Here is a 22,667-nt window from a genome sequence, read left to right as displayed (position 1 = left end):
GCCTACCATTGGGTAGCGATTCATGGAGGGGCGCAGCTATGGAAACCGAGGTGGGAGCGATAGCCGAGGGGCAGCAGATTCTCAGTGGCAATGACGTGATGGAGGCGCAGTTCAAGTTGCAAGAAGCGACCGAGAACGGCGAGCCCGCTCAGAAGCTGTATTTGAAGACGTTCCAACCCATCGACCGGGACATGCAGATATGGCAAGCAAGACCCGAATCGGAATGGCCCTTGCTGGCTACCATCCTGGCAAACAGGATCATCATGTATCCAATACATGCGAATCCACACACAAAGCGCTACCTGAAGCCAAAGCATGGACGCTTCACGACCGTTATTTACGAAGATGGCGCCCGTAGCGATTTGCCAAGCGACCCGCAGGACGCAGCAGCTCACGTCGCATTGAGACTGGCATCGAGCATTTTTGATCTGCCTGGTGACGGGCTTGGCCTTATCAAAGATCTCGACATGGTTTGGCGGGTCCTGTCGCTGGTACAGCAAGCAGACATTCTTGCCATTGGGAAAAAAACAGAAATGCGCCTGGATGGGCGCACGGTGTTTATCGACCAGAGTGAACTGGACAGCCTGCGCCGCGCCTTCAACCGGACCAAGACCCGTGGGCGAAGCCTGATCCAAAGGATCCAGCAGGGCCTCGTTTATGACGACGTGCTCACGAGAATCAATCCCGAGAAGTTCCAACGGATCGAGCGGGTTGCTCCACCTTTGGTGCGGGTACGACGCGAAAGCGCCGCGCAGACCTCCAGTCGCGAGCGCGCGGAGCGTCGAGCCAATGTTCAGACAGTACGAAAGCAGGTCGATGAGTTGGCGGCCGAGGCACCTGCCGAGCTATTGAAACTACACGCGGAAATCGAGCGAGCCACGCTTACAGCGATGATTGGCAAGTACCGAGATATGCTGGAGAAGAAGCTCAGTGAACTCCTCTGGCAACGTTTCTTTGAGCAGCATAAATTCGTCTTGAGTTTGGCTTTTGCTCGACCTGTCGAACTGTCTCACACGCAGTTTCATGCTCAAGGATCAGGCCTGACAGGGTCGGGCGCGCAGATTGGGGACTTCCTCTTCAAGGAGCAAGGTCAAGCGCTTGCCATTGTGGAAATCAAAACCCCGGATGCACCCTTGATGCTTGCCACGCCGTACAGGAAACCGCATGTTTTCGGCCCTCATTCAGAACTGAGTGGTGCTATCACCCAGGTGCTGCATCAACAAAGTGAGTTGCGCACGCGGTGGCAGACACATGTTTTCGATAACCCGTCCCTGCGCCGCTCCCGGGCGGACGTCGTCAAATGCGTTGTGCTTGCTGGACGACGTCCTATTGAAGAGCATGAACTGCGTTGTTTTGAGGTTTTCCGCAACGCCTGCAAGGACGTGGAGGTGATTACCTTTGACGAACTATTGGTCAAACTCGAATACCTGCAGCAGCACCTGCAAGCAGTTCCCGGTGAGGTACCTTTTTAAGGCATGTCGCGCAACTGACGGATAGGATCAACGTCTCGAGATCAAACCGCCCACCCCAGCTTGTGAGCTTTTGTGGTCTGGTCATGGCGCACATCGTCTTCCGTGTGCACATAGATGCTGGTGGTGGAAATATTTGCGTGCCCCAGGTTGTCGCGAACAGCCTTGAGATCCATGTTGTCGCTCTGATGGGTGCCCGCCGTATGTCTCATCCAGTGGGCGGAGGCCTTCTCCACATGAGAGGCGGCGGCCTCATGGTCGGGACCTAGCGCGCGCAGGCGGGCTGCGGTTTCACGGAAGATAGTCTTGACCAACTCGTGCACCGCACTGCGTCCCATAGGTTTAGACCCACCAATCAACGGCAGGAGCAGTGGGGCGGAATCGCCCTCACGAGGTAGAGGTCCCAGGTCATTCGACTTTCGGTAGCGCATCAGCTCTGAGACCAACTCGTCTGTCGCGGGGATCACTCTGGTTTTTTCTCCCTTGCCACGAATCTCCAGCCACCAGCGCTCCCGTCCATCGGCTCCCCGTCGCCAGTAGAAGTCGCCCATGGAGTTGTTGCAGACCTCCGAAATCCGCAGGCCACCGATGTAGAGAAGCGAGAAGAGCCATCGGTATCGGGCCGCTTGGAGGGCAAGCCGAGGCGTTCCCGTGGGAAGGGTCTCAATCGTTGCGCGCACTTGCGCCCAGTGCTCGTGGGGCAGAAATCGGCCGGTCTTGACTGGTCGCGCCACGGGTTTTCGGCGCCGCAGCGCAAGGGGATTGCCGGCCAAATACCCGGCTTGAACCAGCCAATTGAAAAGGCTATTGAGGATTGACAGTGCCTGGCGCTGACTCTGCCGGTCCAGCCGCTTGGCGAACGGACGCCAGTGGGGCGAGGACCTCGGCGCCTTCTGCGCGACCTGCATGACCCATCGATCAACCGGTTGGGGATTTCCCAAAAAGGACTCGTAGGCCAGGAAGTCCTCGTGGGCCAGATCGGACAGGGCCTTTCCGTGCTGGTGCACGCACCAAAGCAGCAGCCTTTCCGCCTCCTTGCGATAGCTGGACAGCGTGGCCGGTGAGTCCTTGTAGCGCGCCAGCCAAGCCAAAACCGCAGAGCGGTCGTCATTGGCTGCGACCTGGGGGAGGCCCTGGGCCCGATTTCGACCACGCTCTCCGGACAGGTGAAGGGGTAGCACCAAGCCCTCCAAAGGCTCAAGATGCGCCAAAACGGCCGGTGGGACGATCAAACTGCTCATGAGCTAAATTTTATGGACATTAGAGTAATTATGTCCAGAGACTGAAAATTAATTCAATGATTTATACGTTATACGTTGTATTATTTAAGAATGAGCGAAGAATCCGAAATCCAAGCCGAAGTTGAAGCCCTGCGGGAGCGTTTCAGCGACACGAAAGCGTTGTACCGCGAGGTTTGCGCGTTGCTGTTCTTCCGATACGGCATCACGCCCACAGCCAGCAAGCTCTATCAGCATGTGCGCAAGGGCTCCATGAGTGCCCCGGCCGAAGCGCTGGCCAAGTTCTGGGAGGATCTGCGCGGCAAGGCTCGGGTGGAGATCGATCACCCCGATCTACCGGAGGCGCTTAAAGAGGCTGCAGGCCAGGCGGTCAGCGTGCTGTGGACCCAGGCAACGGAGTTGGCGCGCGAGGAGCTAGCTGTCCTGCGCGTCGAGGCACACGCAGAGGCCCAGAGTGCACAGGCAGGCCTGCAGGAGGCTCTGCAGCGAAGCGCCGTCCTGGAGACCCAGATACAGACCGCACAGACCAAAGTCACCGAACTGGAGACCCGAGCTCAGGCCCTTGCTGCAGAGCTTGAGCAAGAACGGCGTGCGCACGCTGCGAGCACAGCGAGAGGTGAGGCTCTGTCCAGGCAGGTGGATGAGCTGAAGCAGGAGCAATCGAAGAGCAGGCAGCATTTCAGTGCTGAACTTGACAAGGGGCGTGCGGCCATCGATGAGGCGGCCTCCCGTGCGGCCGAGGCCGAGCGCCGCGCGCTTCGTGAAATTGATAGGGAGCGCACCGCTCGAACGCAGGTTGACAAGCAACTGGAGCAGCTACGGGGCAAGTTCGCAGAAGTGGAGCGTGATCACCATGCCAAGGTCCTGGAGGCCAACGCAGCCCAGACACGATTGGCCGCAGACCTGGAGAGCGCACGGGCTTCGCTGACCGAGAGCGCCCGCGTGAACCAACTGCAAGGCGTTGAGCTACAGCAGGCACTGCAGGCAGTGGCGCAGCACAAAGCGGAGGCTGACACCCTGCGCGCATTGGTGGCGCAGTTTCAACCGCCGCCCAGGCCAGCTCGCAAGAAAAAACCGATAGACGGCCATTGATTGCGTCCACGTCGGCCGACAGTCGGCGAAAAAGCCCCACACAGAATCTGCATACAACCTAGCGACGATCCAATGGCACGCGACGACTTTACGAAACCGACCAAGAATCAGGCTTACCAGCGGGTGGCTGGTCGTTGTTCCAATCCCGATTGCCGGGCAACCACCTCTGCGCCAGTGGGTGAAGCTGATTTCTCCAACGTGGGAGTCGGCGCGCATATTCATGCAGCATCGCCCGGGGGACCTCGATACCTCGCGACCATGACAGCACAAGACCGGCGCGGCTTCGGCAACATCATTTGGCTATGCCAAACCTGCTCGACGATCATTGACCGGGACCCCGCCTCGTACCCTGCGAAGACTCTCAAAACATGGAAATCTTCGGCTGAAACAAGGGCTCTGATGGAGCAAGGCAAACGGCTTCCCGATGAAAAGGATATCTATCGCATGACGGCCATGGCAATGGGCACCCGATCCCCCGGGTTTTATCCTGAAGCCATCGGTAATGTTCACAAAGCGCTTGCCGATCAGCTTGAGTCTGTTGATCCGAGGTTTAGCATTTCCACGGCTTACTCGGGTGGCAACACAACGATTACCCTCGGCGTGAAAGAAACGGTGTCGTTCTCCATCAAGATTGCAGCGGAATCGGCTAATCTCTGGCGAAGAGGTCTTCGAGCGGCCATTGACGAGGGGCGTGAAGCGACGCTTCCACTCGATGGGGTCGTTTTTGAAGGATCGAAAATCTTCGACGTGCTGCATAAAGATGCCGACCTAGCATCCATAACGATCATGCCAGCGACACGTCCAGCCGTGTTCAAGATACTTGCGCCCCTAGCTGAACCTGCAATTTTTGAAACCATTAATGGTCAGTTAACAGCTGGGCGTAAGCAAATCCGATTCTCAGGCGCTGGATGCGGCGGTCTTCTAGATGTGGAAATAATTTTTACACCGACCGGTGGTGACAGTGTCCACTCGGTATCCAACCTGACGACCAACATGCAAGCGTGGCAAGGAAAGGAGGCCGCCAGCCCTCCGTACCTAGACGCATTTATCAGCTTGCTCGAAACGATTCTGGATTCCTCAGCCTCCGTCTCATTTGCGTTGGAAGTCGAAGGGAATCAGGTTGCGGCCGGGAATTTCCATACTCCTAAGCATATAGAGGAGATGAGCGACACGCTTGCATTTGCCTTCTATGTCAGGCGAGCCAGAAACGTGCTGAGATATCTTCGTAAAAGTGCCCCTATCAATATCTTCGAAAGGATTTCTACCGATGATCATCGAGCCCTGGCGCGAGTCAGCGATATCGTTGAGGGCAAGCGCTCCTACCAGCGCTCACAAGTCACAGCACCGCCGGAGATGACGGTCGGCTGTACTGTTGAGGAGGAAAAGAACCTGATGGAAACTGTGCGCAGAGGAGGCTTTTCCGTACTTCAGCAGAAAGAACCCGCATCCGTGGTCACCATCTATGGGAAACAATACGAAATTCCTCCGATCACAAGCTACTACTCGCCGGTGAAACTGCATGTCCTGAGCAAGAAGAAAAAAAAGGAGATCATTGACTTTCGCCTGCGTATCGAAATGGCGGACAACTTCACAAGCCAAACGGTTTTCGATGTACAGCATTGTTAGGAGTTCGCTTCTGAAGCCCGGTTGCCGCTAGATCGTGATCAGCCAGCTACGAGGCCGCTCAGTGGGTTAGCCCTCTATGATGCGGTCCAATCACTTCAAGAGAGGTGTTCGGTGCCAAAGACGTTGAGTCAAATGAGGAAACGCCTGGAAGAGGCAATGAGCCAGGCCAACGACGCGGAGGAGATCATTCCTCTTTTGAAGAAGGTCATTGCTCAATACGAGTTGATGCCCGGCGATCTGTTTGATCAGCCCCATCAAGCGCCAAAGTTAGCACCTCAAGAAAACGCTAAGACGCGAAGTACAGAGCCACAGTTACAGGCGGTCTACCAAGACGGCAATGGCAACACCTGGGCGGGGCGCGGGCGGCGGCCAACGTGGCTGAACGAAGCGCTTGAACAAGGGCACACCCTAGAAGACTTCAAGGTTTCGAGCAAACGTCTGCGCCGAGCTAAGTGATTGATATCGCTGAACTTTTTGCGAGTGGTTTCAGGTTTTGCTCGGAAACCGAGATTACCCCCACTGGCCCTGCTGCCTTTGGCCAGGGGCCCATGGCCGCAGCGCTCCGTCCACCGTGTTGCCATGATCCATAGAAAATGACCCCACCACGCTTTCGTTTCTCGCTGTTGGCATATGCCCTTGCTTCTGGTTTTGCGCTGACTCCCTGCGTGGGCCAAGCTGCAGACATCCAGGTGACCCCCCCGCCCGGTGGCGGTTTGGTGGTGATGGATTCGGCAACCCACACCGTGCGCTTTCGCGTGGACGATGCGGGCGGGGTCCGGATGCCTGGACTGGCTGGCGCGCCCGCGCAAGCAAATCTGCTGTGCTTTGCAAGTTCCAGTGGCGCGGTGGGAGGCTGTACGGCAGGTGTTGCCACGGGACCGACCGGGCCGACCGGACCGATGGGCTCGGCGGGGCCTGCGGGGGCGACGGGGGCCGCGGGCCTTGCAGGCTCTGCCGGTCCTGCGGGTGCGACCGGCCCCACGGGTCCGATGGGCCCCAGCGGGCTGCAGGGGCCTACGGGAGTCCAGGGCCCCGCTGGAGCACCAGGGCCCGCTGGCTCCGTCGCTGCCTATGGTGATGGCTCTGCCGGGGCCTATACCGTGTCCAGCGCCTCGACCATCGATCTGTCCACGACAGCAGGGTTCAACACCCTCAGCGGTCGACACCACATGCAGTTTTCCTCGATCGACATCGCAGGCGTACTGGTGCTCCCCAGCGGGACCGTGCTGCGCGCCACCGGCGATGTGACCATTTCCGGCACCATCACCGTCCTTGCGGGAACGCAAGGCGCCAGCAATGTCACGCCACACCCCGGCATTGCGCTGTCGGCAGCCGGAACTCCCCAAGGCGGGATCGGTTTGCCAGCGCTTTCTGCCGCGCAGCTCACGAAGCCGCCCGCAGCGGCGGGCGGGGCGGGCAGCCGAGCGAGCCCGCACGACACGGGTAGCAACGGGGGGGGATCGCTTGTGATCCTTGCTGGGGGGGCAGTGACCGTCACGGGCACGGGGGCGATTCTTGCCAATGGCGGCAATGGGCAAAGCGCCATGTCTGCGGTGGTAGACACCGCCGGGTCTGGCGGCGGGGGTGGGGGTGTGATCGTCGTCTCGGCCCAGGGCGGTATCACGGTGGCTGGCGCATTGCGCGCCAATGGCGGTCAGGGCGGAAACGGTGTCAACGGCAACGGCGCGAATACAACGGGCGCGGGTGCCGGAGGCGGCGGTGGGGGGGGCATCATCCACCTGGTGGCTCCCACCACGCCCGTCGTCACCGGAACGTTGCAGGTTAATGGCGGTGCCATGGGCTTCGACGATTTCGCGGGGAGTTCGTCCTTTGCAGGAGGTGGGGGCGGTGCCAGCGGCGGCCACGGTGGCAGCGCGGGCGTGGTGAATGCGTCGGTGAACCAGTCAGCGCAGGCCGGCTTGAGCGGCCACACCATCCTCACCACTGTGCCGGTGCCCGGGAATCTGTTTCACTATTGACGGATGGTCGATGGCTGCATGGCCTCTGGCGCGCGCATCGACCTTGTCCCCATCTTCACGGTGGTCACTGCCAACGGGCTCCAATGGCCCGGTGCGCCCGAGACACGGCCATATGGCCGCGACGGTCCGGGCCTTCATCGACTTCCGGCGCTCGCTCCGAGTTTCATTCGATATCGATGCAGTGCAGCCCAAAGCGGCCAACCCTGCGGTCGGCAAAGTAGCACTCCAGCGTTTCTTTCACGGTGCGGAAGGCCAGCTCGTCCCAGGGCACCTCGTCTTCGGCAAACAGCCGCGCCTCGATGGTCTCGTAGCCCGGGTTGAACTGGTCGCTGAGCAGCGTGGCGCGGTAGAACAGGTGTACCTGGCCCACGCGGCGCACGTTCAGCAGGCTGAACAGGGGGCCGATCTCGATCTGCGCACCGGCTTCCTCATCGGTCTCGCGCGCCGCACCCTGCGCTGTGGTTTCGTCCAGCTCCATGAAGCCTGCGGGCAGCGTCCATTTGCCCCAGCGGGGTTCGATGTTGCGCTTGCACAGCAGGATGCGGCCATCGGGCAGCGCGGGCACCGTGCCCACCACATTGAGCGGGTTCTCGTAGTGCACCGTGTTGCAGGCGGGGCAGACCGCACGCTGTTTGGTGTCGCCGTCGTCCGGCAGGCGGTACACCACGGCGGTGCCACAGGCGCGGCAATGTTTGATGGGGCTGCGGTAGGTCATGCAGGGGTTTGAGGGTCAGAATGGCTGATGGCGCTAGTGAAACATGCGCTATCAGCTATAAAAATCGTAGCGTTTTTGGCGTTCGCTTGGCCGGGCAGCAGGGCTGCCCGGTGGTCTTCAGACTACGGTCAGGCGCAAGGGCGTGAGTCCTGCCACGCCGCCTTCGAGCGTATCGCCACGCACCACGGCGCCCACGCCTTCGGGGGTGCCGGTGTAGATCAGGTCGCCAGGCTGCAACTCCCACGCGGCCGACAGGTGCTCGATGGTCTCGGCAATGTTCCAGATCAACTGGGTCACGGTGCTGCGCTGGCGGTCCGCTCCGTTGACCTGCAGCCAGATGGGCGCGTTGGCCACATCACCTGCCTGGGCTGCCGGCGTGATGGGACCGATGGGTGCGCTGGCGTCAAAGCCCTTGCCAATGCACCAGGGGCGGCCCTGTTTCTTCATGTCGTTTTGCAGGTCGCGGCGGGTCATGTCCAGGCCCACGGCGTAGCCATATATGTGGCTGAAAGCGTCGGCAGCCTGGATGTTCTTGCCACCCTTGCCGATGGCCACCACCAGCTCGATCTCGTGGTGCAGGTTGGCGGTCAGGCTGGGGTAGGGCAGTTGCCCGGTTTCGCCCGCGTTGACGACCACGATGGCATCCGCAGGCTTGAGGAAGAAGAACGGTGGCTCGCGGCCGGTGAAACCCATCTCCTTGGCGTGTTCTTCGTAGTTGCGGCCCACGCAGTAGATGCGGTGCACCGGAAACCGTTCGCCGCTGCCCACCACGGGCACGCTGACCACGGGGGCTGGAGGAAACACGTAGCTCATGTCTGCCTTTCAATGGTTCTGGGAATGCTGTCAAAAACCCGGGCGCAGTACCGTGTGCGCCGCAGTGTGGCAGTGTGCCATGGGCGCAGACCCTCTGCTGGGGGGCGCTACACTCGCGCCCATGGCAAAGAGCTTCGATTTCCACAATACGCCGGGCCACCTGGTGCGCCGCGCCCACCAGCGGACCGTGGCACTTTTCATGGAAGAGACGGCCGGATTTGACGTGACGCCGGTGCAGTTCGCCATCCTGCACGAGCTGCTGGCCCAGCCGGGAGAAGACCAGGTCACCCTGGCGGCCCGCGTGGCGTTCGATGCAGCCACTTCCGGCTCGGTGATCGGGCGCCTGGAAAAGCGCGGCTGGATCCGCCGCGAGCCCGACACCCGCGACCGCCGCCGCAAGCTGCTGTGGATCACCCCCGAAGGCGAGGTGGCCGCCCTGCAGATGCGCGACGCCGCCCAGCGGGTGCAGGAACGCCTGACCGCACCGCTCACCGCCCAGGAAAGCGCTGACCTGATGGTGCTGCTCTCCAAAGTCGTATACAACCACCAGGACCCGGCAGGCACTTCGGGCGCCTGACCGGCACGTCCCGCGCTCTCAGGCCCCAGAGGCCTGCCATTTGCGGCGTGCTGGCACCACGCACGCTGCGCCGGTTCCGTATCCCCACAGACCCCATCACAGGCACCGTTCTTCCATGCAGCTGTACAACTACTTCCGCTCCTCTGCCTCGTTCCGCGTGCGCATCGCGCTGCAGATCAAGGGCCTGGACTATGACTACCTGCCCGTGCACCTCGTCAAGGGCGAACACAAGGACCCCGAGTACCTGCGCCGCATTGGCGACGCACTGGTGCCCACACTGGTGACCGACGGGGGGACGGCGCTGTCCCAGTCCATGGCCATCATCGAATACCTGGACGAAACCCACCCGACGCCCGCCCTGCTGCCCGCCACGCCGCTGGCCCGGGCCCGGGTGCGGGCGCTGGCGCAGATGGTGGCGTGCGAGATCCATCCGCTCAACAACCTGCGCGTGCTCAAGTACCTGGTGCGTGACCTGAAGGTGGATGAGGATGCCAAGAACGCCTGGTACCACCACTGGGTGCGCGGCGGTCTGGAGGCATTTGAGCGGCAGCTGGGGCTGCTGGCGCAAGAACGCGCAGCGCAGGGCATGGCGCCCTCGGTGCTGTGCTGGGGCGATACGCCCACGCTGGCCGACTGCTGCCTGGTGCCGCAGATTTTCAACGCCCAGCGCTTCAAGGTCAGTCTGGACGGCCTGCCACTCACCATGGGGGTGTTTGACGCCTGCATGGCACTGCCTGCATTCCAGCAGGCGCAGCCCTCGGCCTGCCCGGACAACGAAGCGTGACGCCTGTGTCATCGTCGGTCCCAAGCCGGCACGCAGACTGGCTGGTGCCCGACTGGCCGGCACCGCCCGGTGTGCATGCGCTGTGCACCACGCGCACGGGCGGCGTGAGCCGCGCACCGTACGACCAGTTCAACCTGGGCACCCATGTGGGCGACGATCCGCTGGCGGTGGCTGCCAATCGTCAGACCTTGCAGTCCGCCTTGCAATTCACCACCCCGGACGCCCGCGCGGTGTTCCTGAACCAGGTGCACGGCGATGGCGTTGTATTGCTTGATGCGAGCACCCCCGACGGCACAGAGGCCGACGCCTGCGTGGCCAGCGCACCCGGCGCCGTCTGCACCATCATGGTGGCCGACTGCCTGCCCGTGCTGCTGGCCCACCGCTCAGGCCAGGTGGTGGCTGCGGCCCACGCCGGCTGGCGCGGGCTGGCCGGGCACGCAGGGCAGGGCGTGCTGGAATCGGCTTTCAAGCATTTTTGCCATGAAGCGCTAGTGCATCATGCCTCGGTAGCTATCAATAACGGAGCGTCGGCGCCAGACTCTCCGGCCGCTTCAGAGCTTGCTGCCCACACGCTGGCCTGGTTGGGCCCCTGCATTGGCCCCACAGCTTTCGAGGTAGGGGCTGAGGTGCGTGCAGCGTTCTGCGACGCGCCGGGCGCATTGGGCGCTGCGGCTGCTCCATGTTTTGTGGCCCGTCCCGACGCACCGGGCAAGTACCTGTGCGATCTGGCAGGGCTGGCCCGGCTGCGGCTGCGTGCCATGGGCATCACGCACATTTACGGCAACGACAGCACCCCGCCGTGGTGCACTGTCACGCAGGCCTCAAGGTTCTTTTCGCACCGCCGCGACAGCGCCGCCCTCGGCGGCAGCGGGCGCTTTGCCGCCTGCATCTGGCGCGGCTGACGCTGCCGGCTCGGCTCCCGCATCGGCCACGCGGGCCGCAGCCTGCTCCGCGTCATACGCAGCCTGTTCGGCCGCCTCCCGTTCCTTGATCTTGCGCTTGCGCGAAGGCGTGCCCAGGATGTACACCAGGATGCCCATTGGCAGCAGGCCATACAGCGCAAACGTGATGATGGCGCCCAGCACGGTGCCCTGAGGACTGGTGGCCTCGGCCACCGCCATCATGAGAGTGACGTAGGTCCAGGCGATGACGATGAGGTACATTGGTTTGTGTGCACTGAAAGCGTTGAATTCGTTGCCATGCACCATGGCGGTGGGCAACAATGAACCCGCGAAACAAAAATCAGGCCCCAGCCGCTGCGAGCGACCAACCATCGAGGAATGAGCATGACTTCTGAATCACCCTGGGCCGAGAGCGCCCAGCAGTTCCAGCAGATTTTCGGGCAAAGCTGGTCGCAGGCGCTGCAATCGTTCCAGAAACTGGACCTGGGGGCGCAGGTACCCGCCGCCGCACCCCTGAAGCTGTCGCAAACCAAGCTGCAGGCATTGCAGCAGCAATACCTCAAAGAGGCGCAGGACCTCTGGGCGCAGGGCCTGCAGGGCACCCCCGAGGTCAAGGACAAGCGTTTTGCCGGTGAGGGCTGGGCCAGCAACCCTGTGGCAGCGTTTTCAGCCGCCGCCTACCTGCTCAATGCCCGCACCCTGATGGGGCTGGCCGAGGCGGTCGAGGCCGACGAAAAGACCAAGGCCCGCATCCGATTTGGCGTGGAGCAGTGGATGGCAGCCATGGCACCCAGCAACTTCCTCGCCTTCAATGCCGAAGCGCAGAAAAAAGCCATCGAGACCAAGGGCGAGAGCATCGCCAAGGGCATGCAAAACCTGCTGCACGACATCACGCAGGGCCATGTGTCGATGACCGACGAAAGCCTGTTCGAGGTAGGCCGCAATGTGGCCACCACCGAAGGCGCTGTGGTGTACGAAAACGAGCTGTTCCAGCTGCTCGAATACAAGCCCCTCACGGCCAAGGTGTACGAGCGCCCGTTCCTGCTGGTCCCGCCCTGCATCAACAAGTTCTATATCCTCGACCTGCAGCCCGAGAACTCGCTGATCCGCTATGCGGTGGAACAAGGCCACCGCACCTTCGTGGTGAGCTGGCGCAACCCTGATGACAGTCTGGCCCACAAGACCTGGGACGACTACGTGGAAGATGGCGCCATGGCCGCCATCGACGTAGTGCAGAACATCACCGGTGCCGAGCAGATCAACGCGCTGGGTTTTTGCGTGGGCGGCACCATCCTGTCCAATGCGCTGGCGGTGCTGGCAGCGCGCGGCGACGAGCCCGTGGCCAGTGCCACCTTCCTCACCACGCTGATCGACTTCACCGATACGGGCATTCTGGACGTGTTCATCGATGAAGCGTTCGTCAAGTTCCGCGAGATGCAGATGGGCCATGGCGGGCTGATGAAGGGGCAGGACCTGGCGTCCACCTTCAGCTTCTTGCGACCCAACGATCTGGTCTGGAACTACGTGGTGGGCAACTACCTCAAAGGCGAAACGCCGCCGCCGTTTGACCTGCTGTACTGGAACAGCGACAGCACCAGTCTTCCCGGCCCGTTCTACGCCTGGTACTTGCGCAATTTCTACCTCGAAAACAACCTGGTCAAGCCGGGCAAGCTCACCGTGTGCGGCGAAAAGCTGGACCTGGGCAGCCTCGACCTGCCTGTCTACATCTACGGCTCGCGCGAAGACCACATCGTGCCCGCCACGGCCGCTTATGCGTCCACCCAGGTGCTGCCGGGCAAGAAGCGTTTTGTGATGGGCGCCTCAGGCCACATCGCGGGCGTGATCAACCCACCCGCCAAGGGCAAGCGCAGCCACTGGACCCGCGCCGACGGCAAGTTCCCAGGCACGCTGGACCAATGGCTGGAAGGCGCTACCGAGCACCCCGGCAGCTGGTGGACCGACTGGTCAGGCTGGCTCAAGAGCCATGCGGGCAAACAGATTGCCGCGCCCAAGGCCTATGGCAAAGGCACCAAGTTCAAGGCCATCGAGCCCGCGCCCGGCCGCTATGTCAAGCAGAAAGCCTGATACGCAAAAGTCCTGACTTTTGGCGCTGCGAGAATCACTGAACCACCACTCACCACTACAAGGACATTCCATGGAAGACATCGTCATCGTTTCTGCCGCTCGCACTGCTGTGGGCAAGTTTGGTGGCTCGCTGGCCAAGACGCCTGCGACCGAACTCGGCGCTATCGTGATCCGTGAAGCCATCGCGCGCGCAGGTCTCTCGTCCGACCAGATCGGCGAAGTCATCATGGGCCAGGTGCTGGCAGCTGGCGTGGGCCAGAACCCCGCGCGTCAGGCCTCCATGAAGGCGGGCGTGGCCAAGGAAACCCCTGCACTCACCATCAACGCAGTGTGCGGCTCCGGTTTGAAGGCGGTCATGCTGGCTGCCCAGGCTGTGGCCTGGGGCGACAGCGAGATCGTCGTGGCCGGCGGCCAGGAGAGCATGAGCTTGGCGCCGCACGTGCTGCCCAACTCGCGCGACGGCCAGCGCATGGGCGACTGGAAGCTGATCGACACCATGATCGTGGACGGCTTGTGGGACGTGTACAACCAGTACCACATGGGCATCACGGCTGAAAACGTGGCCAAGCAATACGGCATCACCCGCGACATGCAGGACGCACTGGCCCTGGCCAGCCAGCAAAAGGCAGCTGCTGCACAAGATGCTGGCAAGTTCGCCGATGAAATCGTCGGCGTGAGCCTGGCGCAGAAGAAGGGTGACCCCATCCTGTTCAACACCGACGAGTACCTCAACCGCAAGACCAACGCTGAAGCCCTGGCCGGCCTGCGCCCCGCCTTTGACAAGGCGGGCAGCGTGACCGCCGGCAACGCATCGGGCCTGAACGATGGCGCCGCTGCTGTGGTGGTGATGAGCGCCAAGAAGGCTGCCGCCCTTGGCCTCAAGCCTCTGGCGCGCATCGCCGCTTTTGGCACCAGCGGCCTGGACCCTGCCACCATGGGCATGGGCCCCGTGCCGGCCTCGCGCAAGGCCTTGCAGCGCGCAGGCTGGAACGCCGCCGATGTGGACCTGTTCGAGCTGAACGAAGCCTTCGCCGCACAGGCCTGCGCTGTGAACAAGGAACTGGCCATTGACCCCGCCAAGGTCAACGTGAACGGTGGGGCCATCGCCATCGGCCACCCCATCGGCGCGTCGGGCTGCCGCATTCTGGTCACGCTCTTGCACGAAATGCAGCGCCGTGACGCGAAGAAGGGCCTGGCCGCGCTGTGTATCGGTGGTGGCATGGGCGTGTCGCTGGCTTTGGAGCGCTGAGCCTCAGCTTCATCTTGGGGCAACTGGCGTGGTGCCAACGACGCGTTGATCGAAGTCACTGCCAGTCTCAGTCAAAAGGCCGCATTTCCATGCGGCCTTTTTTTATTGATTTTGCTGAACGGACGGTACAGAGAGCGGATTGACAGCGTCTGCGAGTGCCGTGTCCGGATCGCAACCTTTCAACCCAGATAGCTTTGCGACAAGCGAAAGGCTTCGCTTTGCACTGGTGCTGGGAGAGCGCAAGTTTGTACTGATGCGTTACGATGTTTGTCCATGACAGTGACCATTTTTGCCCAACCCTTCGAACCTGTGGGCTGCCAATCCTGTCGTGACAAGACGCAGCTTCCGTTCGATTTCACGATGGCGTTCCAGCCCATCATGGACCTGGAGTTGGATCGCCCGTTCGCCTACGAAGCGTTGGTGCGCGGTGCAGATGGCGAGTCGGCCGGGACGGTGCTGTCGTGGGTGGATGACACCAACCGCTACCGGTTTGACCAGGCGTGCCGCGTCAAGGCCATTGAACTAGCGTCGCGCCTGGGGCTCGCCAGCCTGCCAGACTGCCGACTGAGCATCAACTTTCTGCCCAATGCGGTGTATCGGCCCGAGACCTGCATCCGCGCCACCATGGAGGCGGCTGAAGAGTTCGATTTTCCGCACAACCGGATCATGTTCGAGGTGACGGAGGGCGAGCAGGTCAGCAATGGTGCACACCTGAAGTCCATCTTCAATGAATACCGGCGCCAGGGCCTCATTACGGCCATCGACGACTTTGGTGCGGGCTACGCGGGGCTGAACATGCTGGTGCAATTTCAGCCCCATGTGCTCAAGATCGACATGGAGCTGATTCGCAACATCGATCAGGACCCCGTGCGACAGGCAATCGTGTGCGGCATTGCGCTGGTCTGCCAACGTTTGTCCATCGACATTGTGGCGGAGGGCATCGAAACCTCGGCTGAGTCCGCCTACCTGAGTTCGGTGGGCGTTCGCTACCAGCAAGGTTATCTGTTCGCCAAGCCGGGATGGGAATCCTTGCCGCTGGCGCCACGGCACGTCTAGCGCAACACAGCGCCTGCGTTTCAAGCCAGTCCTTGCGGGGGGGCCGCAGTCCACAGCAGCCGATCCGCTGCCTCCATTTGGTGCATCTGCAGGCGCTACGCCGGTGACGCGTCGCTAAGCGTGCCTCGCGTCAGCTGTGTGACGCATGTGGATATGTCAAAAAGGAAAGGGCTTCAGTGTTTTCCTTCACGGCAGTGCCCAATTTCTTCGGTAGAGTGGGTCCTGAGCCAATCACTAACAAGGAGAAATCACATGAGCCAGAAAGTCGCGTATGTCACCGGTGGCATGGGAGGCATCGGTACCGCCATTTGCCAGCGCCTGCACAAGGAAGGTTTCAAAGTCATCGCTGGTTGCGGCCCGACACGGGACCACGCCAAATGGCTGGCAGAGCAAAAGGCCCTGGGCTACACGTTTTATGCGTCGGTCGGTAACGTGGGTGATTGGGATTCCACTGTGGAAGCCTTTGGCAAGACCAAGGCAGAGCACGGCACCATTGACGTGCTGGTGAACAACGCTGGCATCACACGCGACCGCATGTTCCTCAAGATGTCGCGCGAAGACTGGGACGCCGTGATCGAAACCAACCTCAACAGCATGTTCAATGTCACCAAACAGGTGGTGTCTGACATGGTGGAAAAGGGCTGGGGCCGCATCATCAACATCAGCTCCGTCAACGGCGAAAAAGGTCAGGCGGGGCAAACCAACTATTCCGCCGCCAAGGCAGGCATGCATGGCTTCTCGATGGCCCTGGCGCAGGAACTGGCCACCAAGGGCGTCACCGTCAACACGGTAAGCCCAGGCTACATCGGCACTGACATGGTCAAGGCAATTCGCCCGGATGTCCTGGAAAAGATTGTCGCCACGGTGCCTGTCAAACGCCTGGGTGAGCCCAGCGAGATTGCATCGATCATCGCCTGGCTGGCCTCGGAAGAGGGCGGATACGCCACCGGTGCAGACTTTTCGGTCAATGGCGGCCTGCACATGGGCTAAAGGCTGTTCCGTCCTTTTGGACCAACAAAAAACCCCGCATCTGCGGGGTTTTTTGTTGGGACTTGCAAGAATTGCGGGGGTTAACTCCGACCTTGCTATGGTCCACCTGAGAAATATGGAGCCAATGTGGCCACATTTCTCATGCCTTGGTATGGTTTATGCTTGATGTGCACTGTGTGGCTACACAACAGAGGCAAGGTCGCAGCGCTTTAGAAGGGGGCTGGTGCGCGCTTGCGGTCGCGTTCGTCTTCGGGCCAAGAGGACAAGATTGCGGTGGTATTCATGGTGGAAAACTCCTGTGATGTACCAACAACGCGGGCGGTCCACAGTCCGTTGACAACCTTTCGCAAAAAAATGCAACCGCAATAGCCTGTAGATTTACACTAAAAATAGCTACACATTTGATAGCATAAAAGCGAGATGGATCAATGGAAAGTCCGGAAAATTCTGGAAGGAATTTACAGGACTTTACATCTCTAGCCCACCGATGCCGCTGAAATTTCTTCGAGTTCGGAAGAAATTTCCAGCCACCGCTCTTCCAGTTTTTCCGTTTCATCATTTCCGGCTTTCAATCGCCGGCCGCACTCGGCGATCTCTGCAGGAGGCAAGGCTTCCGTCAGTTTTTGCTCCAATTGGGTGCGTTCTGCGCTCAGGGCCGTCAAGCGTTTATCGATCTGTTCCAGCTCTTTTTTGAGTGGCCGGGTCTTTTCGGCCAGCTGCTGGCGCGTTTGAGCGTCAAGCTTGCGCTGCTCGCGCCCATCACGCGAAGGGGACGGAGCGGGAGCCGGTGCTGGCGCGGCAACGGAGGCCAGAGCGACCACGGGTGCTGGTGTTGCGGTTGGGGCTGCTGCAGGAGCTTGTGAGGCCTGCGCCTGCTCGGCAAGGCGTGCTTCTTCGCGCAGGCGCTTGGACTCTTCGAGCAGGTAACGTTGATAGTCGTCCAGGTCGCCATCGAACGGGCCGACCACACCCCGGCCCACCATCCAGAAGTCCTCGCAGACCGAGCGCAGCAGCGCGCGGTCGTGGCTGACCAGCATCACAGTGCCATCGAAGTCGTTGAGCGCCATCGCCAGGGCCTCGCGGGTGGCCAGGTCCAGGTGGTTGGTAGGCTCGTCCAGCAGCAGCAGGTTGGGGCGCTGCCATACGATCATGGCCAGCACCAGGCGCGCTTTTTCACCGCCGCTCATGGTGCCCACGGCCTGTTTGACCATGTCCCCGGTGAAGTTGAAGCTGCCCAGGTAGCTGCGCAGATCCTGCTCCCGGCTGGGTTGCTTGGCATCAGGCCCCAGCTCTTTGGCCAAGCGGATCATGTGCTCCAGCGGGTGTTCGCTGGGGCGCAGCACGTCGAGTTCCTGCTGGGCAAAGTAGCCAATGTTCAGGCCCTTGCCCTCGGTGATGCTGCCGCCCAGTGCTTTCATGGTGCGCGCAATGGTCTTGACCAGCGTGGACTTGCCCTGCCCGTTGGCGCCCAGGATGCCGATGCGCTGCCCCGCCAGCACCGAACGGTTGACGTCCGTAAGAATGGTGGTGGGCGTACCCTCGTCGTCCACATAGCCGAACGAGGCGTCGCTGATGGCCAGCATTGGGTTGGGCAAGTTGGCCGGTTCCTTGAACTCGAAAGTGAAGTCCGCCTCGGCGAGCACAGGCCCGATTTTCTCCATGCGTTCGAGTTGCTTGACCCGGCTTTGCGCCTGCTTGGCCTTGCTGGCCTTGGCCTTGAAGCGGTCGATGAATTTCTGCAAGTGGGCCATCTTCTCCTGCTGCTTGGCAAAGCTGGCCTGTTGCAGTTCGAGCTGCTGGGCGCGTAGCTCTTCGAACTTGCTGTAATTGCCACCGTAGCGGTTCAACTCGCCTTGCTGGATTTGCAGCGTGACGTTGGTGATGGCGTCCAGAAACTCGCGGTCGTGGCTGATCACGATCATGGTGCCCGCGTAGCGCTTGAGCCAGGCCTCGAGCCAGACCAGAGCGTCCAAATCCAAGTGATTGGTGGGCTCGTCCAGCAGCAGGAGGTCGCTGGGACACATCAGCGCGCGAGCCAATTGCAGTCGCATGCGCCAGCCACCGGAGAAGCTGTTGACGGGCTGGTCGAGTTCGCTCACGCGAAAACCCAGGCCCAGGATCAGCGCCTGGGCACGCGCCACGGCATCGTGCGCGCCGGCGTCATGCAGGTCCGAATAGGCATGGGCAATGGCCATCCCATCGTCGCTGGCCTCGGCTTCGGCCAACTGGCGTTGCACCTCGGCCAGACGCGTGTCGCCTTCGAGCACAAAATCGGTGGCCGACTGGTCGGTCTCGGGCATGTTCTGCGCGACCTCGGCCATCCGCCAGCTCGACGGGATGTGAAAATCCCCGCCATCTTCATGGAGCTTGCCACTGAGCAGCGCAAACAGGCTGGACTTGCCCGCGCCATTGCGGCCCACAAGCCCGACGCTTTCGCCGGGGTTGATGGTGGTGGACACGCTGTCGAGCACGACTTTCGTGCCTCGGCGCAGGGTAACGTTCTTGAGGGTGATCATCCGGGAATCAGAAAAAAGCGCACCCGCACGAGGCGGGTGGCATGCAAAACTCTGGGGGCCAGCGCAACTGCCAGCGGCACAGCCGCTGCAACTGCAAAAGGTGGCGTAAAGGGCTCTATTGTGCCGTGAGCCGGGTTTGGGCAGCCAGCGCCTGCCGGGTGACCAGCAAAACCTGGTCTTCTCCTGCACTGGTATCGAGCCAGAAAACCGGCAATTGCGGAAAGGCCGCCTCAAAATAAGCGCGCTCGTTGCCGATCTCCAGAATGATCACGGCGTCTTCGCTCATGCAAGCGGGCGCGGCGGCAAACAGCTGGCGCACAAAGTCCATGCCGTCCTTGCCACCGGCGAGGGCCAGTTCGGGCTCTGCGCGGTATTCGCTAGGTAGCACGGCCATGCTGTCGGCGTTGACGTAGGGCGGGTTGCACAGGATCAGGTCCCAGGGGCCGGGCAGGGCACTCAGTCCATCGGACAACTGCAAGGTGATACGGTCCTGCAGCCCATGTTTGTCCACATTGATGCGTGCCACGGCCAAGGCGTCGGGCGAAATATCTGCACCGGTCACTTCGACTTCGGGCCAGGCCATCGCCGCCAGCACAGCCAGGCTGCCATTGCCCGTGCAAAGGTCCAGCACCCGATGGGTACGGTCGCTCAGGAAATCGTCCACGCTGCCGTCCACCAGCAGCTCTGCAATGAAGCTGCGCGGCACGATGGCGCGCTCGTCCACATAGAACGGCACGCCCTGGAGCCAGGCCTCGCGCGTGAGGTAGGCGGCAGGCTTGCGACTGGCAATGCGTTCTTCAAAAAGTGTAGCAACCAACGCTTTTTCTGCGGGCGCTACCGGCTTGTTTTTGATGGACTCTGGTGCATCGGAGAGGTCGCTATCCAGCGGCAGGCCCAGGCGCCACAACACGAGCCATGCAGCTTCGTCGTGCGCATTGGTGGTGCCATGGCCGAACGAGACGCCGGCCGACTCCAGCTGCTGAGTGCCCCATTCGATCAGTGCGCCAACGGTGTCACCTGCAACTGCCGGTGGATTGTGGCTGGTTGCCTTGCTCATGCGGCCACCGCCTGGGCCGCCAGGGCCTGTGCATGCAGGTTCTCCAGCGTGCGGCGGTAGATGTTCTTGAGCGGCTCGATATCGGCCACCACCACATGCTCGTCGATCTTGTGGATCGTTGCATTGGACGGGCCCAGTTCGATCACCTGGGGGCAGATCTGGGCAATGAAACGCCCGTCGCTGGTACCACCGGTGGTGGAGAGTTCGGTGGTGATGCCTGTCTCGGAGGCGATGGCCTGCTGCACGGCGCCCACCAGTTCACCGGGCGTGGTGAGGAAGGGCTGGCCGCCCAGCGTCCAGCGCAGGTCATATTCGAGGCCGTGGCGGTCAAGCACGGCGTGCACGCGCTGCTGCAGCCCCTCTGCCGTCGATTCGGTCGAGAAGCGGAAGTTGAAGTCGATCACCACCTCGCCCGGGATCACGTTGGTGGCGCCGGTGCCGCCATGGATGTTGCTGATCTGCCAACTAGTGGGCGGAAAGAACGCATTGCCGTTGTCCCACATAGTGGAGGCCAGTTCTGCCAGAGCGGGCAGGGCCTGGTGGATGGGGTTGCGGGCCAGTTGTGGGTAGGCGATGTGGCCTTGGACACCGCGTACGCTGAGCTTGCCACTCAAGGTGCCACGACGTCCATTCTTGATCATGTCACCGGTTTTCTCGACCGAGGTCGGTTCGCCCACGATGCAGTAATCAAGCTTTTCGCCACGTGCCTGGAGCTGCTCGACCACGACCTTGGTGCCGTCAACGGAAGGACCTTCCTCGTCACTGGTCAGCAAAAAGGCCAGCTCGATCAGCGGTGCGGGCGTGGCGGCCAGGAACTCTTCCACCGCGACCACAAAGGCTGCGATGGAGGTCTTCATGTCGCTCGCACCCCGGCCATAGAGCTTGCCGTCCTTATGGGTGGGCACGAACGGGTCGCTGCTCCACTGGGCCAGCGGGCCAGTGGGGACGACATCGGTATGGCCTGCGAATACCACTGTTTTGATAGCGGATGAGGCATGATTCACTAGCGCTACCGGTCGCTTTGCCCACAAATTGCTGACACGGAAGTCTGTGGGGCCACTGTCCAGTCGTTCGCACACAAACCCGAGCGGAGCGAGCCGTGTGGCCAGCAGATCCAGGCAGCCGGCGTCCTCCGGCGTGATGGAGGGCAGGGAGATGAGCTGTTCAGCCAGGTGCAGGGTTCGGGACATGGGATGGGGTCAGGGAATGGAGACAGGCAGCCGGGCTGCGATCATGGGTACAGGCATTGGCGCTGCGTGGCCCAGGCCAGAGCCGCCAAGCAAGGGATGCCAAGCACCGAGCGCGTCGTTCCCCTGAGGGAGGGCTCCGCAGGCCGCTCAAGGGGCGTCACATCACGCCGCCGGCTTGACGTCCAGCACGATCTCGGTGAACGACGGTGTATCGTCGGGTGCATCGCGTGCTTCTTTCTGGGCCTTGGCGGCGTTGGCGGCCAGGGAAAAGTCGTTTTGCAGGCGCCACATCAGGTTGGTGGGCGAATCGGCGTAGGCCATGCCTTCCTTGCGGTCGATCTGCGCATCCATGATGAGGCGGGCCAGCGCTTCTTCAAAGGTCTGCGATCCTTCGGCCATGGATTTTTCCATGGCCTCACGGACGCCCGAGAAGTCCCCTTTTTCGATGAGATCGGACACCAGCTTGGTGTTGAGCATGACTTCAACTGCCGGCACCCGGCCGCCGTCGGTCTTGCGCACCAGACGCTGGGAAACCACGGCTTTGAGTGCCGATGCCAAGTCGCCCAGCATGGTGGGTCGTACTTCGACGGGGTAGAACGACAAGATGCGGTTGAGCGCGTGGTAGCTGTTGTTGCCGTGCAGCGTGGCCAGGCACAGGTGACCCGACTGCGCATAGGCGATGGCGGCCGACATGGTTTCGCGGTCGCGGATTTCGCCGATCAGGATCACGTCGGGCGCCTGGCGCAGCGCGTTTTTCAGGGCCGTCTGCAGGGACTGGGTGTCGCTGCCGATCTCGCGCTGGTTGACGATGGATTTCTTGTTCTTGAACTGGTATTCGACCGGGTCCTCGATGGTGAGGATGTGGCCTGTCAGCGCCTCGTTGCGGGTGTCGATCATCGACGCCAGCGAAGTGCTCTTGCCGGAACCCGTGGCACCCACCATCAGGATCAGTCCGCGTTTTTCCAAGATGAGTTCGCGCATCACCGGAGGCAGGCCCAAGGAATCGAACTCGGGAATCTGCTGGGAGATGAAGCGGATCACCACCGCATAGCTGCCACGCTGGCGCATGGCGCTGACCCGGAAGCGACCCACGCCGCTGAGCGGCACACCCATGTTGAGTTCGCCGGTTTCTTCCAGCTCTTCGATACGGTCCGGGGGGACCACTTCGGACAGCAGGTTGCGCGGCGCATCGGGCGGCAGTATCTGGTTGTTGATGGGCACGCACTCGCCGTTGATCTTGATCAGCGCAGGCGCGTTGGCCGACAGATAGACGTCGGAGGCCTTTTTCTCTGCCATCAGGCGAAGAATTCGTTCCATCGTGCTCATGGT

The 22,667-nt window shown here is 61.5% G+C and carries 20 protein-coding genes; 12 read left to right on the top strand and 8 right to left on the bottom strand.

Annotation, left to right across the window (positions count from 1 at the left end; translation table 11 throughout):
• Positions 1-38 precede the first annotated feature (38 nt).
• Positions 39-1,472 (top strand): Shedu immune nuclease family protein, encoded by a 1,434-nt coding sequence (locus tag ASD75_RS09245; RefSeq protein ID WP_056744977.1) that lies wholly within the window; start codon positions 39-41, stop codon positions 1,470-1,472.
• Between the two features lie 41 nt (positions 1,473-1,513).
• Here the strand turns inward: ASD75_RS09245 and ASD75_RS09240 are convergent, their stop codons facing one another.
• Positions 1,514-2,710: a tyrosine-type recombinase/integrase gene (locus tag ASD75_RS09240; protein WP_056744975.1), complete on the bottom strand. Its 1,197-nt coding sequence runs from the start codon at positions 2,708-2,710 to the stop codon at positions 1,514-1,516.
• Positions 2,711-2,800: 90 nt separating this feature from the next.
• On the opposite strand from ASD75_RS09240, the gene ASD75_RS09235 reads away from it, so the two are divergent.
• The 4 genes from ASD75_RS09235 to ASD75_RS24075 all read left to right on the top strand — a co-directional run bounded on the left by ASD75_RS09235 (position 2,801) and on the right by ASD75_RS24075 (position 7,404).
• The gene (locus ASD75_RS09235; RefSeq protein ID WP_056744973.1) at positions 2,801-3,799 is read left to right on the top strand and encodes a DNA-binding protein; all 999 of its coding nucleotides are present in this window, start codon (positions 2,801-2,803) and stop codon (positions 3,797-3,799) included.
• Between the two features lie 72 nt (positions 3,800-3,871).
• Positions 3,872-5,425 carry a hypothetical protein gene (locus tag ASD75_RS09230; protein WP_156400984.1) on the top strand — a complete coding sequence of 518 codons (1,554 nt, stop codon included), beginning with the start codon at positions 3,872-3,874 and terminating at the stop codon, positions 5,423-5,425.
• A 132-nt stretch (positions 5,426-5,557) separates the two neighbouring features.
• Complete coding sequence (locus tag ASD75_RS09225) at positions 5,558-5,881, top strand: H-NS family nucleoid-associated regulatory protein (protein ID WP_056744968.1); 324 nt, start codon at positions 5,558-5,560, stop codon at positions 5,879-5,881.
• A 713-nt stretch (positions 5,882-6,594) separates the two neighbouring features.
• Positions 6,595-7,404: a hypothetical protein gene (locus ASD75_RS24075; RefSeq protein ID WP_056744965.1), complete on the top strand. Its 810-nt coding sequence runs from the start codon at positions 6,595-6,597 to the stop codon at positions 7,402-7,404.
• A gap of 163 nt (positions 7,405-7,567) precedes the next feature.
• Here the strand turns inward: ASD75_RS24075 and ASD75_RS09215 are convergent, their stop codons facing one another.
• Positions 7,568-8,119, bottom strand: a complete 552-nt coding sequence (locus ASD75_RS09215) for an NUDIX hydrolase (protein ID WP_056744963.1) — start codon at positions 8,117-8,119, stop codon at positions 7,568-7,570.
• 117 nt (positions 8,120-8,236) lie between these two features.
• On the bottom strand, positions 8,237-8,932 hold the full coding sequence (locus ASD75_RS09210) for a fumarylacetoacetate hydrolase family protein (RefSeq protein ID WP_056744961.1): 696 nt from the start codon (positions 8,930-8,932) through the stop codon (positions 8,237-8,239).
• 121 nt (positions 8,933-9,053) lie between these two features.
• Between ASD75_RS09210 and ASD75_RS09205 the strand changes: the two genes are divergently transcribed.
• From ASD75_RS09205 to ASD75_RS09195, 3 genes are all read left to right on the top strand, one after another.
• Positions 9,054-9,509, top strand: coding sequence for a MarR family winged helix-turn-helix transcriptional regulator (locus ASD75_RS09205; protein WP_043566498.1), 456 nt, complete (start codon positions 9,054-9,056; stop codon positions 9,507-9,509).
• A 115-nt stretch (positions 9,510-9,624) separates the two neighbouring features.
• Positions 9,625-10,293 carry a maleylacetoacetate isomerase gene (maiA, locus tag ASD75_RS09200; RefSeq protein WP_056744959.1) on the top strand — a complete coding sequence of 223 codons (669 nt, stop codon included), beginning with the start codon at positions 9,625-9,627 and terminating at the stop codon, positions 10,291-10,293.
• The gene (locus ASD75_RS09195) at positions 10,290-11,195 is read left to right on the top strand and encodes a polyphenol oxidase family protein (protein WP_056744957.1); all 906 of its coding nucleotides are present in this window, start codon (positions 10,290-10,292) and stop codon (positions 11,193-11,195) included. Before maiA ends, ASD75_RS09195 begins: the two co-directional genes overlap by 4 nt.
• Here ASD75_RS09195 and ASD75_RS09190 read toward each other — a convergent pair.
• Positions 11,115-11,456 (bottom strand): hypothetical protein, encoded by a 342-nt coding sequence (locus tag ASD75_RS09190; RefSeq protein ID WP_056745193.1) that lies wholly within the window; start codon positions 11,454-11,456, stop codon positions 11,115-11,117. The two genes, ASD75_RS09195 and ASD75_RS09190, sit on opposite strands and share 81 nt — an antisense overlap.
• Positions 11,457-11,579: 123 nt before the next feature.
• Between ASD75_RS09190 and ASD75_RS09185 the strand changes: the two genes are divergently transcribed.
• The 4 genes from ASD75_RS09185 (at position 11,580) to phbB (ending at position 16,575) form a co-directional block, all read left to right on the top strand.
• Positions 11,580-13,280, top strand: coding sequence for an alpha/beta hydrolase (locus ASD75_RS09185; protein WP_056744955.1), 1,701 nt, complete (start codon positions 11,580-11,582; stop codon positions 13,278-13,280).
• A gap of 70 nt (positions 13,281-13,350) precedes the next feature.
• A complete protein-coding gene (locus ASD75_RS09180; RefSeq protein ID WP_056744953.1) occupies positions 13,351-14,529 on the top strand; it encodes an acetyl-CoA C-acetyltransferase in 1,179 nt (392 codons plus the stop codon).
• A 273-nt stretch (positions 14,530-14,802) separates the two neighbouring features.
• Positions 14,803-15,585, top strand: a complete 783-nt coding sequence (locus ASD75_RS09175; protein WP_056744951.1) for an EAL domain-containing protein — start codon at positions 14,803-14,805, stop codon at positions 15,583-15,585.
• Positions 15,586-15,837: 252 nt separating this feature from the next.
• A complete protein-coding gene (gene phbB, locus ASD75_RS09170; RefSeq protein ID WP_056062618.1) occupies positions 15,838-16,575 on the top strand; it encodes an acetoacetyl-CoA reductase in 738 nt (245 codons plus the stop codon).
• Between the two features lie 476 nt (positions 16,576-17,051).
• Here phbB and ASD75_RS09165 read toward each other — a convergent pair whose 3' ends face one another.
• The 4 genes from ASD75_RS09165 to ASD75_RS09150 all read right to left on the bottom strand — a co-directional run bounded on the left by ASD75_RS09165 (position 17,052) and on the right by ASD75_RS09150 (position 22,664).
• On the bottom strand, positions 17,052-19,091 hold the full coding sequence (locus ASD75_RS09165) for an ABC-F family ATP-binding cassette domain-containing protein (RefSeq protein WP_056744949.1): 2,040 nt from the start codon (positions 19,089-19,091) through the stop codon (positions 17,052-17,054).
• Between the two features lie 115 nt (positions 19,092-19,206).
• Positions 19,207-20,148: a 50S ribosomal protein L3 N(5)-glutamine methyltransferase gene (prmB, locus tag ASD75_RS09160; RefSeq protein WP_056744947.1), complete on the bottom strand. Its 942-nt coding sequence runs from the start codon at positions 20,146-20,148 to the stop codon at positions 19,207-19,209.
• On the bottom strand, positions 20,145-21,338 hold the full coding sequence (gene dapE / locus ASD75_RS09155) for a succinyl-diaminopimelate desuccinylase (protein ID WP_056744945.1): 1,194 nt from the start codon (positions 21,336-21,338) through the stop codon (positions 20,145-20,147). Before dapE ends, prmB begins: the two co-directional genes overlap by 4 nt.
• 162 nt (positions 21,339-21,500) lie before the next feature.
• Positions 21,501-22,664, bottom strand: coding sequence for a PilT/PilU family type 4a pilus ATPase (locus tag ASD75_RS09150; protein ID WP_056744943.1), 1,164 nt, complete (start codon positions 22,662-22,664; stop codon positions 21,501-21,503).
• Between the last annotated feature and the right edge of the window lie 3 nt (positions 22,665-22,667).

The organism is Acidovorax sp. Root568, from assembly GCF_001427445.1.
GTDB lineage: Bacteria > Pseudomonadota > Gammaproteobacteria > Burkholderiales > Burkholderiaceae_C > Acidovorax > Acidovorax delafieldii.
The sequence above is the reverse complement of the archived record's forward strand: the minus strand, read 5'-3'. Positions and strand labels throughout refer to the sequence as shown.

Excerpts from the sequence above, each read along its gene's own strand:
- ASD75_RS09245 (WP_056744977.1), top strand. The coding sequence starts at position 39 with ATGGAAACCGAGGTGGGAGCGATAGCCGAGGGGCAGCAGATTCTCAGT.
- ASD75_RS09240 (WP_056744975.1), bottom strand. The coding sequence starts at position 2,710 with ATGAGCAGTTTGATCGTCCCACCGGCCGTTTTGGCGCATCTTGAGCCT.
- ASD75_RS09235 (WP_056744973.1), top strand. The coding sequence starts at position 2,801 with ATGAGCGAAGAATCCGAAATCCAAGCCGAAGTTGAAGCCCTGCGGGAG.
- ASD75_RS09230 (WP_156400984.1), top strand. The coding sequence starts at position 3,872 with ATGGCACGCGACGACTTTACGAAACCGACCAAGAATCAGGCTTACCAG.
- ASD75_RS09225 (WP_056744968.1), top strand. The coding sequence starts at position 5,558 with ATGAGGAAACGCCTGGAAGAGGCAATGAGCCAGGCCAACGACGCGGAG.
- ASD75_RS24075 (WP_056744965.1), top strand. The coding sequence starts at position 6,595 with ATGCAGTTTTCCTCGATCGACATCGCAGGCGTACTGGTGCTCCCCAGC.
- ASD75_RS09215 (WP_056744963.1), bottom strand. The coding sequence starts at position 8,119 with ATGACCTACCGCAGCCCCATCAAACATTGCCGCGCCTGTGGCACCGCC.
- ASD75_RS09210 (WP_056744961.1), bottom strand. The coding sequence starts at position 8,932 with ATGAGCTACGTGTTTCCTCCAGCCCCCGTGGTCAGCGTGCCCGTGGTG.
- ASD75_RS09205 (WP_043566498.1), top strand. The coding sequence starts at position 9,054 with ATGGCAAAGAGCTTCGATTTCCACAATACGCCGGGCCACCTGGTGCGC.
- maiA (WP_056744959.1), top strand. The coding sequence starts at position 9,625 with ATGCAGCTGTACAACTACTTCCGCTCCTCTGCCTCGTTCCGCGTGCGC.
- ASD75_RS09190 (WP_056745193.1), bottom strand. The coding sequence starts at position 11,456 with ATGTACCTCATCGTCATCGCCTGGACCTACGTCACTCTCATGATGGCG.
- ASD75_RS09185 (WP_056744955.1), top strand. The coding sequence starts at position 11,580 with ATGACTTCTGAATCACCCTGGGCCGAGAGCGCCCAGCAGTTCCAGCAG.
- ASD75_RS09180 (WP_056744953.1), top strand. The coding sequence starts at position 13,351 with ATGGAAGACATCGTCATCGTTTCTGCCGCTCGCACTGCTGTGGGCAAG.
- ASD75_RS09175 (WP_056744951.1), top strand. The coding sequence starts at position 14,803 with ATGACAGTGACCATTTTTGCCCAACCCTTCGAACCTGTGGGCTGCCAA.
- phbB (WP_056062618.1), top strand. The coding sequence starts at position 15,838 with ATGAGCCAGAAAGTCGCGTATGTCACCGGTGGCATGGGAGGCATCGGT.
- ASD75_RS09165 (WP_056744949.1), bottom strand. The coding sequence starts at position 19,091 with ATGATCACCCTCAAGAACGTTACCCTGCGCCGAGGCACGAAAGTCGTG.
- prmB (WP_056744947.1), bottom strand. The coding sequence starts at position 20,148 with ATGAGCAAGGCAACCAGCCACAATCCACCGGCAGTTGCAGGTGACACC.
- dapE (WP_056744945.1), bottom strand. The coding sequence starts at position 21,338 with ATGTCCCGAACCCTGCACCTGGCTGAACAGCTCATCTCCCTGCCCTCC.
- ASD75_RS09150 (WP_056744943.1), bottom strand. The coding sequence starts at position 22,664 with ATGAGCACGATGGAACGAATTCTTCGCCTGATGGCAGAGAAAAAGGCC.